A 14,673-nucleotide genomic window follows, 5' to 3' on the forward strand; every position below is an offset into this window, starting at 1 on the left:
AGGGTTCTCTTGTTTACGCGGGGCGGCGCATTTGTAGTTCGTTCAGCGCGGGGATCGTGGGGTGGGGGACCCGCACGCCGGTGTCGGTGAAGCCCAGCCGCTGGTAGGCCCGGTAGGCGCGGTCGTTGCCCACCACGACCTCCAGCAGCAGCTCCGGCCGGCCGCAGGCCCGCGACCAGGCGGCCACCCCGTCGATCAGCTCGCCGAGCAGCCCGCTGCCCCGCCAGGCCGGCGTGATGTACACGGCGTAGATGACGGTCAGGCCCGGCTCGTTCGGAGCGACCGTGCCGCCAGCGTGCCCGACCAGACGGCCACCCGGGTCCGCGACGAACTGCGCGTTGTGGGGGCCGGTCGACGTGTACGCCACCCGCGCGGCGAACTCGCGGTGCGGTCGGGCCGCCGCGTCGGCCAGGGTCTCCAGGAAGGCCAAGGGCGCGTCGGCGAGCATCTCCAGGCGCAGTGCCCGCATCCGCGCGGCGTCCTCCGGCCGGACCCGGTGGATCTCGGCCTGCCGAACGGCGGCTGAACCGATATCGGTGGTCATGTCTGCATGCCTACCACAGGGGCGGGAGCTGCTTCGGGGCGTGCCCCGCCCCGCCGGACGGCGAGCCGGTGGCCCCCCGGGACCGGTCGGTCCGGGGCCCGTTCCGGTTCGGCCCGGGACCCGGTCGGGTCGGCCGGGAATACGCCCGATTTGGGGTCGTGCGCGGCCGTCACTCCTCGTGTAGCGTGCGATTTCGGTCACCCTTTCAGCGGCCGTCGTCGATTGCTGAGGCGGTGGTCCGAGGGCGTCCGGCCGTGCCGCGCGCCCGGGGCAGGCAACGCTGCGCAAGAGTGAGGGAAGTGCACCGTGGCACAGGGTTCCGTGAAGTGGTTCAACGCCGAAAAGGGCTACGGCTTCATCGCCGTCGACGGCGGTCAGGACGTGTTCGTTCACTTCTCCGCGATCGAGATGGACGGCTACAAGGCGCTGGACGACGGCCAGCGGGTGGAGTTCGAGATCGCCCAGGGGCAGAAGGGCCCGCAGGCGGAACACGTACGCGTCATCGCCTGAGCGAATTCCCGACCTCCTCGCACGCGGATCGCCCCCGATCGGCTGACGGGTCGGGCTGGCGGTGCGGACGCCCACCCGGGAAGATCGTGAGCCGTTCCAGCCGATGCTGAGGAGGGTTCATGACCGACCAGTCGCCCCCACCCACCACGCCCTCCGGGCCGGGTGAGCCGGGCCCGTCCGACCCCACCTCACCCATCTCCGGCGCGGCCCCGGGCGCGTCACCGGCCGGGCCGCCGCCCGGTTGGGACCCCGCGACGGGCGGCTGGGGTCCGCCGGCCGGGCCGCCGCCGGGTTGGGGTCCGGCCGGTGCCCCGCCGCAGGGCTGGGCCTATCCGCCGACCGGCGGCTACCCGCCCGGGGTGGGCCCCTACGGTGGGCAGCCGTGGTATCCGGGGGCGCCGGTCGGCTGGTACCCGCCGGGTCACGGGTTCGATCCGAACGACGCCCTGGTCACTCCGCCCGGCGCCGGCGTCGGGGCCTGGTTCGAGCGGTGCGGGGGCGCGCTGCGCCGGGGCTGGCGGCAGTTGGTGCCGATCATGCTGCTCACGCAGGTCCTGCCGGCCGCGGTGCTCTCGGTCATCTCGCTGGGTATGGACCCGTCGCCCGGCTGGGAGGCGCAGGCCGAGATGGATCCGGCGGCCGGGCTGCCGGACAACTTCGCCGCCACCCTGGCAACCCTCGTCGCCGTGCTGGTCGGCGGCAGCCTGCTGATCGGTCTGGTGCAGGCGGTGGGGTGGGCCGCCGGCAGTTGGGTGATCACCCAGCAGGCGACCGGCCGGCCCGCCAGCCTCGATGCGGCGTTGCGGTACGGCCTGCGCCGCGCGCTCGGCCTGTGGGGTTGGACGTTGCTGGTCAGCGTGCTCATCGGTGTCGGCGTCTGCTTCTGCGTCCTGCCGGGCATCTATCTGGCGTTCGCGTTGAGCCTGGCCGGTCCGGTCTACCTGTTCGAGCGGCAGAACCCGATCGGCCGGTCGTTCGGGATGTTCCACGCCCGGCTCGGGCTGCTGCTCGGCCGGGTCGCCCTGGTGGGCGGGGCTGTGATCGTCGGCACCGTGGTTCCGGGCGTCCTGGAGTCGGTGGGCACCACCGGGATCGGTGCGGACCCGTTCGCGTCCCCGGGCACCGCGGTCGGAGTGGTGGCGGTGATCGGTGTCACGGCCGTGCTGGCGCTGCCGGCCCACCTCGCCCAGTTGATCGGTCTGCTGATCACGTACGCCGAGCAACGGGCCCATGAGGCGCCGGTGAACGGGGCCGCACTGGCTGCGGAACTCGGCTGAACGGGTCCATCGTGCTTGCACTCGGCAGGTGAGAGTGCTAAACAAGTCATTGGCACTCGCATACCGTGAGTGCCAATGGTCGGGACGGTGGGGCCAGGTTGCCCGGGCGTGGAGACGCCGGGGCGGCACATGGCCGGTCGTCGCGGGCTATCCGGCCCGGCCGAAGGACGTCGTCGTCGCCAGGTGGCGACGTCCCAAGGTGCGTACACCAGGCGGCCCATCCGGGGGACACATCTCGGGTGGCCCGTGAGTGTCCAGGAGGACAACGCCGTATGGCCAAGATGATCGCGTTCGACGAAGAGGCGCGCCGCGGCCTCGAGCGGGGCATGAACCAGCTCGCCGACGCCGTAAAGGTGACCCTCGGCCCCAAGGGCCGCAACGTCGTGCTCGAGAAGAAGTGGGGTGCCCCCACCATCACCAACGATGGTGTGAGCATCGCCAAGGAGATCGAGCTCGAGGACCCGTACGAGAAGATCGGCGCCGAGCTGGTCAAGGAGGTCGCCAAGAAGACCGACGACGTCGCCGGTGACGGCACGACGACGGCGACCGTCCTGGCCCAGGCCCTGGTTCGCGAGGGCCTGCGCAACGTGGCCGCCGGCGCCAACCCGATGGCCCTGAAGCGGGGCATCGAGGCCGCGGTCGCGAGCGTCTCGGAGGAGCTTTCCAAGCTCGCCAAGGACGTCGAGACCAAGGAGCAGATCGCCTCCACCGCCTCCATCTCCGCTGGTGACACCAGCGTCGGCGAGATCATCGCCGAGGCGATGGACAAGGTCGGCAAGGAAGGCGTCATCACCGTCGAGGAGAGCAACACCTTCGGGCTGGAGCTGGAGCTCACCGAGGGTATGCGCTTCGACAAGGGCTACATCTCGGCCTACTTCATGACCGACCCGGAGCGCATGGAGGCCGTCTTCGACGACCCCTACCTCCTGATCGTCAACAGCAAGATCTCGTCGGTCAAGGACCTGCTCCCGATCCTGGAGAAGGTCATGCAGTCGGGCAAGCCGCTGCTGATCATCGCCGAGGACATCGAGGGCGAGGCCCTGGCCACCCTGGTCGTCAACAAGGTCCGGGGCACCTTCAAGTCGGTCGCCGTCAAGGCGCCGGGCTTCGGTGACCGCCGCAAGGCCATGCTCGCCGACATCGCCATCCTCACCGGTGGCCAGGTCATCAGCGAGGAGGTCGGCCTCAAGCTGGACGCCGTCGGCGTCGACATGCTGGGCCGTGCCCGCAAGGTCGTGGTGACCAAGGACGAGACCACCATCGTCGACGGTGCCGGTGACGCCGAGCAGATCCAGGGGCGGGTCAACCAGATCCGGGCCGAGATCGACAAGAGCGACTCCGACTACGACCGCGAGAAGCTGCAGGAGCGGCTGGCCAAGCTGGCCGGCGGCGTTGCGGTGATCAAGGTCGGCGCGGCCACCGAGGTCGAGCTCAAGGAGCGCAAGCACCGCATCGAGGACGCCGTTCGCAACGCGAAGGCGGCCGTCGAGGAGGGCATCGTCCCGGGTGGTGGCGTCGCGCTGGTGCAGGCCGGCAAGACCGCCTTCGACAAGCTGGACCTGGTCGGCGACGAGGCGACCGGTGCCAACATCGTCAAGGTGGCGCTGGACGCCCCGCTGCGGCAGATCGCCGTCAACGCCGGCCTTGAGGGCGGCGTCGTGGTGGAGAAGGTCCGTAACCTCGAAGCGGGTCACGGCCTCAACGCCGCCAACGGCGAGTACGTCGACCTGCTGGCCGCGGGCATCATCGACCCGGCCAAGGTGACCCGTTCGGCGCTGCAGAACGCGTCGTCGATCGCCGCGCTGTTCCTCACCACCGAGGCCGTCGTCGCGGACAAGCCGGAGAAGACCCCGGCTGCCCCGGCTGGCCCGGGTGGCGGGGACATGGACTTCTGAGTCCAGTTCCGACACACCGGACGGGGCGGGCCGCTGACGCGGTCCGCCCCGTTCGTCGTCAGGTGGGCAGCGTGCGCTGGTTGCGGCGCTTCTGGGCCCGGTCGTACGGCGGGAGCAGCTGGATCGGCGCGTCCACCATCTCCTGCGGTTCCTCGGCCAGCGGTTCGCCGTCGGTGGTCATCTCGGCCAGTTGCTCGGCGTCGCCGTAGTCGAGCCGGTCGAACGGGAGTTGGCCGGGCAGTTCGCCGACCGGTTTCCAGGTGATCGGCGGGCCGTCCTCGGTCTGGTCGTCATCCGTGGTCATGGCTGCCTCCTCTACCGAAACGGTAGGGGGCGTCGATGGCCCATGCGGGCGAATGGATTCATGTCCCATTTGCCCTCTCACGTCACCGGTAGGGTCCGCCGGTACAGGAAGAAGACCCGCTCGATCCGGGCACCCGCGCTGCCCGAGTAGAACGGCACCGGCCCCACCCAGCCGATCTGCGCCCGGTCCACCCCCGCCGCGCGCTGGTCACGCAGGCAGCGTCGCAGCAGCACCCCACCGATGCCCGAACCCTCGGCGGAGGGCGCGGTGCCCATCGGCCCGAACCAGCTCGGCCGGGACGACCCGTAGGCGGCGAAGCCCAGCACCTCGCCGGTCCGCTCCGCCAGGTGGCAGCCGGCCCCGGCGCGGCCCACCGACCCGGCCAGCTCGCCGTCCCAGGCGCCACCGAAGGTGGACCGGGCGAACGCGGCCAGCGCCGGCAGGTCCGCGGGCTCCGCCCGGCGTACCGTGACGCCCTGCCCAGCCAGCCGTTGCTCCGCGGCCTGGGTGGACCGCAGGGCCGGTGACTCGTCGTACGACAGGTCCGCGGTCATGTTCCAGGCGGTCCGGTCCTGGTGGTAGCCGAGCGCCAGGGCGGCGCACACCGCCGGCGTGTACCGCACGTCGATGCCCGGCCAGGCGTAGTACGGCGGATTCCCGGCCAGCAGCACCTCGGTGACGCCGCGCTGGCCGAGTGTCTGCTCGGCGCGCGACAGCAGCGCGCGGCCCACCCCCCGGCGGCGCTGGTCGGGGAGCACCGCGACCAGGTCCACGTGCCCGATGCCCACCTCGGTCTGTGACACCGAGCAGAGCAGCACCCCGACCAGGTCGTTCCCCCGGTACGCGCCCAGCCCGACCACCGCGCAGTCGGCAGCGGCCCGGGTCCATAGCACGTCCACGATGGCGGCCGCCTCGGCGGCGTCCTCGGGCAGGTCGAGCGCCTGCGCGCAGAACCGCGCCACGGTGGGCGCGAGGTCGGGGCTCAGTTCAGCGACGGTGATCTCGGCGTCCATGGTCGCCGACCCTAGATCACCTGGTGGCGGTGACCAGCCCCGCCCTCGTTCACCCCCGGGCGGCGCGAACGGCTGCGTACGCGTCGACCTGGCCGGCGCCCGTGACGTTCGCCGGGCCGCCGCAGGCGTCGGTGGGGTTGTCGGAACGGTACGTCGGCTCGGCCGGCGTCGCGGTGTCCCGCAGGATCTGCCGGGTCCTGGTCAGGTCCCCGATCAGCGCCGGGTTCGCCGACCACATGAGCGCGACCACTCCCGCCACCTGCGGGGTCGCCATCGACGTGCCGTCCAGCGCCGCGTACCCGCCGCCGGGCATGGCCGACACCACGCCCACCCCGGGCGCCAGCACGTCCGGTTTGCCGGTGCCACCCGGCACCGGCCCGCGTGAGGAGAACTCGGCCACCCGCCGCTGCGCGTCCACCGCGCCGACGGTCAGCACGTTCGCGTACGGAGCGGGCGGGTCGTCGATCGACGCGCACCACGGACCGGTGTTGCCGGCCGCGGCGACCACGAAGATCCCGGCGGCGTCCAGCGCCGTGGTGGCCGGAAGCAGTGCCTCCCGGTCGCAGCCCTCGATCGCCGGGCAGCCCCACGAGTTGGTCAGCACCTGCGGGGCGCGCTCCGGCCGGCCGTCGGTGAACGGATCACCGCCGGCCGGAAAGGGCGCCAGCATGAACTGGAGGCAGTCCAGGTAGTGCCCCGGGCTGCCCAGATTGCGGTCCAGATTGACGCAGCCCACCCACTGTGCGTCCGGCGCCACCCCGATGCCGTCCCGCCCGACCGCGCTGCCCGTCGTGTGGGTGCCGTGCCCGCCCTGGTCGTTCGGCGTCCGGGTGCCGTCCCACGGGTCGTACCAGGAGTCGTCCCCGCCCCGGAACCCGGCCCGCAGCGCCGGATGGCCGCCGTCCACGCCGGAATCGGAGCTGCCGACCACGATCCCCTTGCCGGTCACCCCCAGCTGGGACCAGACGCGGTCCGCGCCGAGCTGAAGGATGTTCCACTCCGGGCCGGTCGGCGCCGGCGCGGTGCCCCGGCTCTGCCCTGCCGGGGCCGGCAGAGGCCGCAGGCGCTGGCTGAGGAGCACCCGAGCCACCTCGGGTCGCCGCGCGAGCCAGGCCCGTACGGCCGGGCCGCCATCCACCTCGACCGCGTTGACCAGGTAGTACGGCACCGGATCGAGTCGTAGCCGCCCCGCCGTGCGGCGCAGGTCGGTCTGACTGCGGTCGGCGGTCGTCACCAGCCGCCGGTAGACCTCCGCCGCCCGGGCGTCCCGTCCGGCCTGCCCGGGAGCGCCGGCCGGGATGCCGCCCAGGTCGGCCTGCTCGCGCAGCACCACCAGCAGCCGCTCCCCGTACAGGCCGGGTTGGCCGGGTCCGACGTCGACGACACCCACGGTCACCAGCAGGACCGCCGCGGCCAGCGCGGCGACCCGGCGACTCGGGGTGCGTGCCGTCGGGCGGGCCAGCAGCACCGCGTACCCGATGGCGACCAGGACCGCGACGGCGAGGCCGGCCCCGGCGGCGGCCGCCACCCAGAACGGGACGTCCCGGGTGCCGATCAGCAGCAGGGTGATCTCTTCCGGGTCGGTGAAGGCCAGCGGGCCGAGCGCGGCCAGGCCCACCAGCCAGCCGGTCGCCGTCCGGCCGGCGCGTGCGACGTCGGCCGGGACGGCGGTGGACTGCCAGGTCGCGGCCGGGTCGGCGGTGGGCCGCCAGGTCGCGGCCGGGTCGGCGGTCGGTCTCCAGGCGGCGGCGTACAGCGCGGCCAGCGCGAAGCCCGTCGGCGGCAGCGTCAGCAGGGCGGGCAACTGCGCGCCGGACTGGCCCGTCCCGGCCGCGAGCAGCAGCAGCGCCACCCCGGCCGCCAGGCCACCGACCAGCACCAGGCGGGCCGGCCGGGGCGGCCGGCCGACCGCGAACCGGGACCAGAAGGTGGCGTCCAACAGCACCGCCGCCAGCATGCCCAGCGAGGCGGCCGCCAGGCCCGCGAGGACGGTCTCCAGCAGTCCGCCGAGCGCGCCCAGCCAGGCCCAGGGCAGCAGCAGCGCCAGCCCGGCGGCGACCGCGAGCAGCGGCACCGGCCCGGGCCGGCGCGATCCACGCTGTCCCCGGACCGGCTCCGGGCCTCCGACGGCCGACGATGCGGCATCGGCGCTCGACTCCGGGCCTTCGGCGGCCTGAGCTGGGGTGGCGTCGCCGTTCGGCGTCGCAGCGCCGGCCCACGACGCGGTGGCGTCGGAAGCGGTGCCGACGTCCGAGCCGGGCGATCGTCGCGCCGACCAGGCCACGGTGAGCGCGCTGAGCGATGCCGCGGCGGCCAGCGCGGCGAGGTATGCCTCGTGGTGCGCCGGTGGCACGACCCGCAGCAGGGTGAGCACCCCGAGCGCGAGCGCCCCGACCAGCCACACCCGCCCGGTGGCCCGGACCGTGGTCGACCGGGGCAGTACGGCCAGCAGCAGGGCGGGCGTGCCCACCAACACGACGACGGTCAGGCCGAGCACCGGCCAGAGCCAGCCCACCCGGTCTCGTCCGAAGCTGAGCAGCACCTGATCGGTGAGCCAGCCACCGGTCTGGGTGGCCACCGTGACCGCCACGATCCAGCAGCCGACGAACACGGCCGCGACCACCGGCCACGGGGAGCTGCGGTCGCCGAGCCCGGGATGCGCAGGTTGACCATGCATCCGGAAACCCTACGACCACCCCGAGCAGTCTCGAATCGAAGAACCGCGCAGATCTTGGACAGTTTCCGTCAGCCGCTGACGGAAACTGTCCAAGATCTCCGGCGGGTCGACGCGAAACGGAGGCGGGGCGGGCGGCGAATGCCGACCGGCTGGCACGGCGGTTACGGTGGATGGGTGCGTGACCCCAACATCTCCCGATCCGTCGCCGGGCAGCTCTCGCCGGTTCGCCGTACGGCCGACCTGCGCCGACTCCGCGCCGAGCGCTTCGACGTGCTGGTCATCGGAGGCGGGGTGACCGGTGCGGGCGCCGCCCTGGACGCGGCGTCCCGGGGCCTGAAGGTGGCCCTCGTCGAGGCCCGCGATTTCGCCTCGGGCACGTCGAGCCGATCCAGCAAGCTCATCCACGGTGGGCTGCGCTACCTGGAGCAGTTGGAGTTCCACCTGGTCCACGAGGCGTTGACCGAGCGGGGCCTGCTGGCGACCCGGCTCGCGCCGCACCTGGTCCGCCCGGTGCCGTTCCTGGTGCCGCTGCCGGCCGGCCGGGGCCTGCGGGACCTGCCCGCCCGGATCTTCCGCCGCTCGTACTACGGCGCGGGCGTGGCGACGTACGACGCCTTCGCCGGTCTCTTCGGCGGGGGCCGGGGCATGCCGCTGCACCGGCACCTGACCCGCGAGGGGGCCCGGCGGATCTTCCCGAGCCTGCGGGCCGACGCGCTGGCCGGGGCGATCCGCTACTACGACGGGCAGGTCGACGACGCCCGGCTGGTCGTCACCCTGGCCCGCACCGCGGCCAGCCTCGGCGCCACCGTGGTGAGCAGCGCCCGTGCCGTCGGGCTGATCCGCCAGGCGCGGGAGGTCACCGGCGTACGGGTCCGCGACCTGGAGGCGCCCGCCGGGTCTCCGGACGCCGAGTTCGAGGTGCAGGCCCGCACGGTCATCGCCGCCACCGGTGTGTGGAGCGACGACATGTCCCGGATGCTCAACGACGTGGGCCTGCGGCCCGGCGTCCGGGTGCGCGCCTCGAAGGGGGTGCACCTGGTGGTGCCCCGCTCGGCGATCACCGGCGAGACGGGGCTGATCCTGCGTACGGCACGGTCGGTGCTCTTCGTCATCCCGTGGGGCGGGCACTGGATCATTGGCACGACGGACACCGACTGGCGACTGGACAGATCCCACCCGGCGGCCTCGGCCAGCGACATCGACTATCTGTTGGAGCAGGTCAACACCGTGCTGGACCGGCCGTTGACCACTGCCGACATCGAGGGCGTCTACGCCGGGCTGCGGCCGTTGCTGGCTGGTGAGGCCGACTCCACGTCGAAGCTCTCCCGCGAGCACGCCGTGTTCGAGCCGATGCTCGGGCTGCTGCTGGTGGCCGGCGGCAAGTACACGACGTACCGGGTGATGGCGTCCGACGTTGTCGACCGGGCCGTACGCCGGTTGGGTGGCGCCCGCGCGTCGCGTACCGCCGACCTGCCGCTGCTCGGCGCGGACGGCTACCCGGCGATGTGGCGCGACCGGGCCGACCTGGCCCGCCGGCACGGCGTGCCGGTGGGCGTGGTGGAGCACCTGCTGGAGCGGTACGGCACCCTCACGCTCGACCTGCTGGCGCTGATCGACGCCGATCCGTTGCTGGCGTCCCCGCTGGCCGGTGCTCCGGAGTACCTGGCGGCGGAGGTCGCCTACGCGGCGCGGGCCGAGGGTGCGCTGCACCTGGAGGACGTGCTGACCCGACGGACCAGGATCTCCTTCGAGACCAGCCACCGTGGCCTGGAGTCGGCCGAGCACACCGCCGAGCTGATGGGTGCGGTGCTCGGGTGGGACGCGGCGAGGAGCGCCCGCGAGGTCGAAAACTACCGCGCGCGGGTGGAGGCGGAGCGGCAGTCCCAACTGATGCCGGACGACGCCGGGGCGGACGCGGCCCGACTCGGCGCACCGGACGTACGGGGTTACGCGGCGGACCGGGGTGACGACGACCAGGCCGAGCTGCGCCCGACGCCACGATGACCGAAAAGTGACGTTACCGAGTGGTAACTATCGATACCGGCCCGGATGGTGGTTTCGAACGCTACCTACGGTGGGGTAGGTTTCCGCGCGTGCTGTACCGCGCGCGCCCCCGTCTCCTCACCCCCCTGCTTGCCGTGGCGCTCGCCGTCGCCCTGGCCGGGTGTTCGCTGTTCGGCCGCGACGACGCCGACGCGCCGGTCGCCCAACCGCCGGCCGGCTCGGCCGCCGGTGTGCCGGCACCCGACATCCCGACGACGGTCGCCGCGGGCCAGGTCAGTCTGATCCAACGGCTCGGCGCCGACGCCCCGCTGCGCACGTTGAGCGTCGAGCGGGACGGCTCGTGGCAGTGCCTCGACTGTGCCGGCGACGGGGTCACCTCCCGGGGCAGGCTGGCTGCGGAGCAGACCGAACGCCTCCAGGTGCTGCTCGCCGACCCCCGGCTCGCCGAGGAGACCGACCAGGTCCGGCGGTACCGGACCACCTGCATCGACGCGCTGACGTCCAGCCTGCTCACCTCGTCCGGGCTGATCACCTCGCAGGACTGCCCGGGTGAGGAACGCCCGACGGTGGCGGGGGAGATTCTGTTGCTGCTCACCCAGGCGACGCCCGCCGAGGTCAAGGGCTGACGTAGCCCCCTCAGAGCACCTTGCCCGGGTTGAGCAGGCCGGCCGGGTCCAGCGCCGCCTTGATGGCCTGATGCACCCGGACGCCGACCGGGCCGATCTCGGCCGCCAGCCAGTCCCGCTTGAGCAGCCCCACACCGTGCTCGCCGGTGCAGGTGCCGCCCAGGGCCAGGCCGAGCCGCATGATCTCGTCGAACGCCCGCCGGCCCCGCTCAACGCTCGCCGGGTCGGCGCGGTCGACGACGATGTTCGGGTGCATGTTGCCGTCCCCGGCGTGCCCCACCACACCGATCGGCACGTCGCAGTCCGCCGCGATCCGGGCCACCCCGTCCAGCAGCGCGGCGAGCGCGCCCCGCGGCACCGCCACGTCGTCGATCACCAGGCCACCGCTGCCATCCGGGTGGGTGTCGGCGGCGAACTTCTCCATCGCCGGGTGGGCGAGGCGGCGAGCCTGCAGCAGCGCCGCCGCCTCCAGCGCGTCGGTGGCCGCGTAGACCTCCTCGGCGCCGGCCGCCTCGCACACCTCGGCCAGGGCCGCCAGGTCGTCGCCCGCCCGGCTGCCGGTGTCGGCGGCAGCCAGCAAGAGGGCCTGCGCGTCGGTCCGCAACCCCATCGGCTGGTACGCCTCGATCGCCCGCAGGTGGGTCTGATCCAGCAGTTCCAGCAGGCTGGGCGTGAGGCCCCGCGCGGCGATCTGGGCCACCGCCGTGCCGGCCGCCGCAGTGGAGCCGAAGACCGCGACCAGGGTCAGCGAGTCGGCCGGGGCCGGCCGCAGCGCCACGGTCACCTCGGTGATCACCCCGAGGGTGCCCTCCGAGCCGACGAAGAGCCGCGTCAGGTCGTAACCGGCCACCCCCTTGGCGGTACGCCGCCCGGTGCGCAGCACCTCGCCCGAGGCGAGCACCACCTCCAGGCCGAGCACGTACTCGGTGGTCACGCCGTACTTCACGCAGCACATGCCGCCGGCGTTGGTGGCCACGTTGCCGCCGATCGTGGACGACTCCCAGGAACCGGGGTCCGGCGGGTACCAGAGTCCCTGCTCGGCGACCGCCGCGGCGAGCGCGGCGTTGACCACGCCGGGCTGGACCACCGCGATACGGCTCACCGGGTCGATCTCCCGGATCTCGTCCATCGCGACGGTGCTGATCACCACCGCGCCGTCCACCGCGTTCGCCGCGCCGGCCAGCCCGGTCCGTGCGCCCTGCGGCACCACCGGTACGCCGTGCCGTGCCGCCGCCCGGATCACCGCCACCACCTGCTCGGTGCCGCGCGGGCGGGTCACCACGAGGGGGACGCCGGCCGCGCAGAGGTCAGCCTCGTCGCGCTGGTGCACGCGCAGCAGGTCCGGGTCGGTGAGCACGGCGTTCTCGCCCAGGGCGGCGCGCAGGTCGTCGAGGAGTCCGGTGGGGGCCATGCCGCCGAGGCTAGGTCGCCGACCACCGATCATCAACGCGGGCTAGCTTGGGCACCATGCTCTACCTGGACCGACCGGCCTGGCCGTGGCGCGGTCGACTCTGGTCGCACCTGATCAGCGACGTCTCCTACGCCGAGTTGCACGCCTTCGCCGAGGCGCTGGGCGCACCCCGGCGCGGCTTCGACCGGGACCACTACGACATCCCGGCCGACCGGTTCACGGCGGCGGTGTGGCTCGGGGCCCGGGTGGTGCCGAGCCGGGAACTCGTCCGGTTGCTGCGCGACGCGGGATTGCGTCGCCCGAAGCACCTGGTCAAACCGGGTCCGTCGGCGGCCCGCTGAGTGCCGCCAGCTCACGGCGCAGGTTGCCGCGGGCTGGTTGCTCCCACCGGTCGGCGAGCGGCGGTAGCCGGAACAGCGCGGGCAGTGCCAGCAGCCCGGTGAGCACGGTGGCCCGTCCGGTTCGGAAGGCCGACTCGGGCACGTGCGCGTACTCCCGCCGGATCGCCGCCGCGTAGCGGTCGTAGGCCGCCGGCGGCCCGGCCAGCACGGCGAGGTCCGCGTCACAGAGCAGGGCGCCGTTGCGGTCGCGGGGGCCCACGGCGTGCCCGGCGGTGAGCAGGACCAGCCGGCACACCTCGGCCACCGCGGGCGCCGGCACCCCGAGCCCGGTGAGCAGGTTCCCGGCCAGCGCGGCGCTGTCCCGCTCGTTGGTGTCGCCCGGGGCCCGCGGGTCGTAGACCGCGTCGTGGCACCAGGCGGCCAACCGGACCAGGTCGGGCCGGTCGGCCAGCGCGGCGTGCCGGTCCACCACATCGAGGACGACGCTCAGGTGCGTCACCGTGTGGTAGTGCCGGTGCGGCTCCCGCCACCGGGCGAGCAACTCCTTTCCGGCCTGGGTGGAGCGCTCGTCGGGTCTCGCTCCGGCGTCACGGACCGCCGCCCGCCACCGGTCCAGCAGATCGGCCACCGCCCGAGTCTGCCGTATCGGGGCGCGGTACGCGGCAGGGAGGATTCAGGGGGTCCGCCACGGGTAGTCGCGCCCATGGCGGTGGCCCGGGACAAAAAACCTCCGGTGGTGCGGCGTACCCCGCTGCGCGAGGGCCTGGTGGACGTCGACGGGGCGCGCATCGCCGAGGCCACTCAGCAACTGCGGCAGCGGGGCCGGGCCACCCTGCATGACCGTCTGCACCGGGTGCGGATGGCGGGTGGGCTGGCCGTCCAGGCCGGGTTGGCAGCCGGGTTGGCGTACCTCATCTCGCACAAGGTGCTCGGCAACCCGCAACCGGTCTTCGCGCCGATCTCCGCGGTCGGCACGCTTGCCGCGTCGGTCGGGCAGCGGTTCCGCCGGACCGTCGAGCTGATCGCCGGGGTGAGCGTCGGGGTGTTCGTCGGCGACCTCCTGATCTACTTCCTCGGCACCGGCGCGTGGCAGCTCGGCCTGGTGGTGACGGTGGCGATCCTGCTCACCATCTTCGCCGGGGCGAGCGTGGCCATCGTCATCCAGGCGGCGGCCACAGCGGTGCTGATCGTGACGTTGAGCCCATCCACTGAGAACCTGGAGATCCCGCGCTTCGTCGACGCGTTTGTCGGCGGCGGCATCGCGTTGCTGGTGACGGCGGTCCTGCTGCCGCTGAACCCGCTCCGGGTGATCAACCGGGCCGCCCGACCGGCGCTGGACCTGCTCGCCGCCCAGCTCGACGCCGCCGCCGACGGGCTGCGCGACCGGGATCGGGCCGGCATCCAGCGGGCCCTGGAGCGGCTGCGCAACAACAAGAACGAGCTGGCCACCCTGGCCGAGGCGATCGAGGGCGCGAAGGAGACGGCCACCCTGTCGCCGGCCCGCTGGCACCGCCGCGGCGAGCTGACCCACTACGCGGAGGCGGCCGACCCGATCGACCGCGCGATGCGCAACAGCGGCACGCTGATCCGCCGGTCCGTCACCCTGATCGAGGACGACGAGCCGGTGCCGGATCCGATGCCGGACGCCATCGGCCACCTCGCCGAGTCGGTCCGGCTGCTCAAGCACGAGTTCGCGGCGGGCGAGGAGCCGCAGAAGGCACGGGAGCGCTCGCTGCGGGCCGTCAGCGAGGCCGGCCGGGCGTACGGGGCGGGAGTCGGCTTCTCCGGGAGTGTCGTGGTCGCCCAGATCCGAACCACGGCGAGTGACCTGCTGGTGGCCTCCGGGGTCGAGCAGGAAGAGGCGAACCGGTGGATCCGGACGGCCTTCGGGGAGCAGGAACGGCCGGTCGGCGAACCGGCCGAGCCGGGGGAGGCGCCGAAGCCACCCACGGCCCCGCCCATCGGCTGAGCGCCGGCGGCGGGCGTCCGGGGCCGGACTCAGCCCAGCGCGGGACTCAGCCCAGCGCGGGACTCAGCCCAGCTCGACTCAGGCCAGCTCGACTCAGGCCAG

Annotated in this window: 13 protein-coding genes; 7 read left to right on the top strand and 6 right to left on the bottom strand. The window is 73.5% G+C overall.

Features of this window, described 5'->3' with window-relative positions:
- Positions 1 to 13 precede the first annotated feature (13 nt).
- Positions 14 to 544 (bottom strand): GNAT family N-acetyltransferase, encoded by a 531-nt coding sequence (locus OG505_RS29380; protein WP_405429272.1) that lies wholly within the window; start codon positions 542 to 544, stop codon positions 14 to 16.
- Positions 545 to 850: 306 nt separating this feature from the next.
- On the opposite strand from OG505_RS29380, the gene OG505_RS29385 reads away from it, so the two are divergent.
- The 3 genes from OG505_RS29385 to groL all read left to right on the top strand — a co-directional run bounded on the left by OG505_RS29385 (position 851) and on the right by groL (position 4,226).
- The gene (locus OG505_RS29385; RefSeq protein WP_088950422.1) at positions 851 to 1,054 is read left to right on the top strand and encodes a cold-shock protein; all 204 of its coding nucleotides are present in this window, start codon (positions 851 to 853) and stop codon (positions 1,052 to 1,054) included.
- A gap of 119 nt (positions 1,055 to 1,173) precedes the next feature.
- Complete coding sequence (locus OG505_RS29390; protein WP_405429273.1) at positions 1,174 to 2,331, top strand: hypothetical protein; 1,158 nt, start codon at positions 1,174 to 1,176, stop codon at positions 2,329 to 2,331.
- 272 nt (positions 2,332 to 2,603) lie between these two features.
- A complete protein-coding gene (gene groL, locus OG505_RS29395; protein WP_387115009.1) occupies positions 2,604 to 4,226 on the top strand; it encodes a chaperonin GroEL in 1,623 nt (540 codons plus the stop codon).
- A 58-nt stretch (positions 4,227 to 4,284) separates the two neighbouring features.
- Here groL and OG505_RS29400 read toward each other — a convergent pair whose 3' ends face one another.
- The 3 genes from OG505_RS29400 to OG505_RS29410 form a co-directional block, all read right to left on the bottom strand.
- A complete protein-coding gene (locus OG505_RS29400) occupies positions 4,285 to 4,530 on the bottom strand; it encodes a hypothetical protein (protein ID WP_405429274.1) in 246 nt (81 codons plus the stop codon).
- Positions 4,531 to 4,607: 77 nt separating this feature from the next.
- Positions 4,608 to 5,543: a GNAT family N-acetyltransferase gene (locus OG505_RS29405; RefSeq protein ID WP_405429275.1), complete on the bottom strand. Its 936-nt coding sequence runs from the start codon at positions 5,541 to 5,543 to the stop codon at positions 4,608 to 4,610.
- Positions 5,544 to 5,592: 49 nt separating this feature from the next.
- Positions 5,593 to 8,220 carry a S8 family serine peptidase gene (locus OG505_RS29410; protein ID WP_405429276.1) on the bottom strand — a complete coding sequence of 876 codons (2,628 nt, stop codon included), beginning with the start codon at positions 8,218 to 8,220 and terminating at the stop codon, positions 5,593 to 5,595.
- Positions 8,221 to 8,409: 189 nt separating this feature from the next.
- Between OG505_RS29410 and OG505_RS29415 the strand changes: the two genes are divergently transcribed.
- Both OG505_RS29415 and OG505_RS29420 read left to right on the top strand, forming a co-directional pair.
- Entirely contained in the window at positions 8,410 to 10,224 is a 1,815-nt protein-coding gene (locus tag OG505_RS29415; RefSeq protein WP_405434797.1) for a glycerol-3-phosphate dehydrogenase/oxidase, read from the top strand.
- Between the two features lie 89 nt (positions 10,225 to 10,313).
- Positions 10,314 to 10,850: a hypothetical protein gene (locus OG505_RS29420; protein ID WP_405429277.1), complete on the top strand. Its 537-nt coding sequence runs from the start codon at positions 10,314 to 10,316 to the stop codon at positions 10,848 to 10,850.
- Positions 10,851 to 10,860: 10 nt separating this feature from the next.
- Here OG505_RS29420 and OG505_RS29425 read toward each other — a convergent pair whose 3' ends face one another.
- The gene (locus OG505_RS29425; RefSeq protein ID WP_405429278.1) at positions 10,861 to 12,261 is read right to left on the bottom strand and encodes an FAD-binding oxidoreductase; all 1,401 of its coding nucleotides are present in this window, start codon (positions 12,259 to 12,261) and stop codon (positions 10,861 to 10,863) included.
- Between the two features lie 56 nt (positions 12,262 to 12,317).
- Here OG505_RS29425 and OG505_RS29430 point away from each other — a divergent pair, with 56 nt between their 5' ends.
- A complete protein-coding gene (locus tag OG505_RS29430; protein WP_405429279.1) occupies positions 12,318 to 12,602 on the top strand; it encodes a DUF4031 domain-containing protein in 285 nt (94 codons plus the stop codon).
- Here the strand turns inward: OG505_RS29430 and OG505_RS29435 are convergent.
- The gene (locus OG505_RS29435; RefSeq protein ID WP_405429280.1) at positions 12,574 to 13,230 is read right to left on the bottom strand and encodes a metal-dependent phosphohydrolase; all 657 of its coding nucleotides are present in this window, start codon (positions 13,228 to 13,230) and stop codon (positions 12,574 to 12,576) included. The genes OG505_RS29430 and OG505_RS29435 overlap by 29 nt on opposite strands.
- Positions 13,231 to 13,368: 138 nt before the next feature.
- Here OG505_RS29435 and OG505_RS29440 point away from each other — a divergent pair, with 138 nt between their 5' ends.
- On the top strand, positions 13,369 to 14,571 hold the full coding sequence (locus OG505_RS29440) for an FUSC family protein (RefSeq protein WP_405434799.1): 1,203 nt from the start codon (positions 13,369 to 13,371) through the stop codon (positions 14,569 to 14,571).
- The last annotated feature ends 102 nt before the right edge of the window (positions 14,572 to 14,673 follow it).

Source organism: Micromonospora sp. NBC_00617 (assembly GCF_045161355.1).
Lineage (GTDB): Bacteria > Actinomycetota > Actinomycetes > Mycobacteriales > Micromonosporaceae > Micromonospora.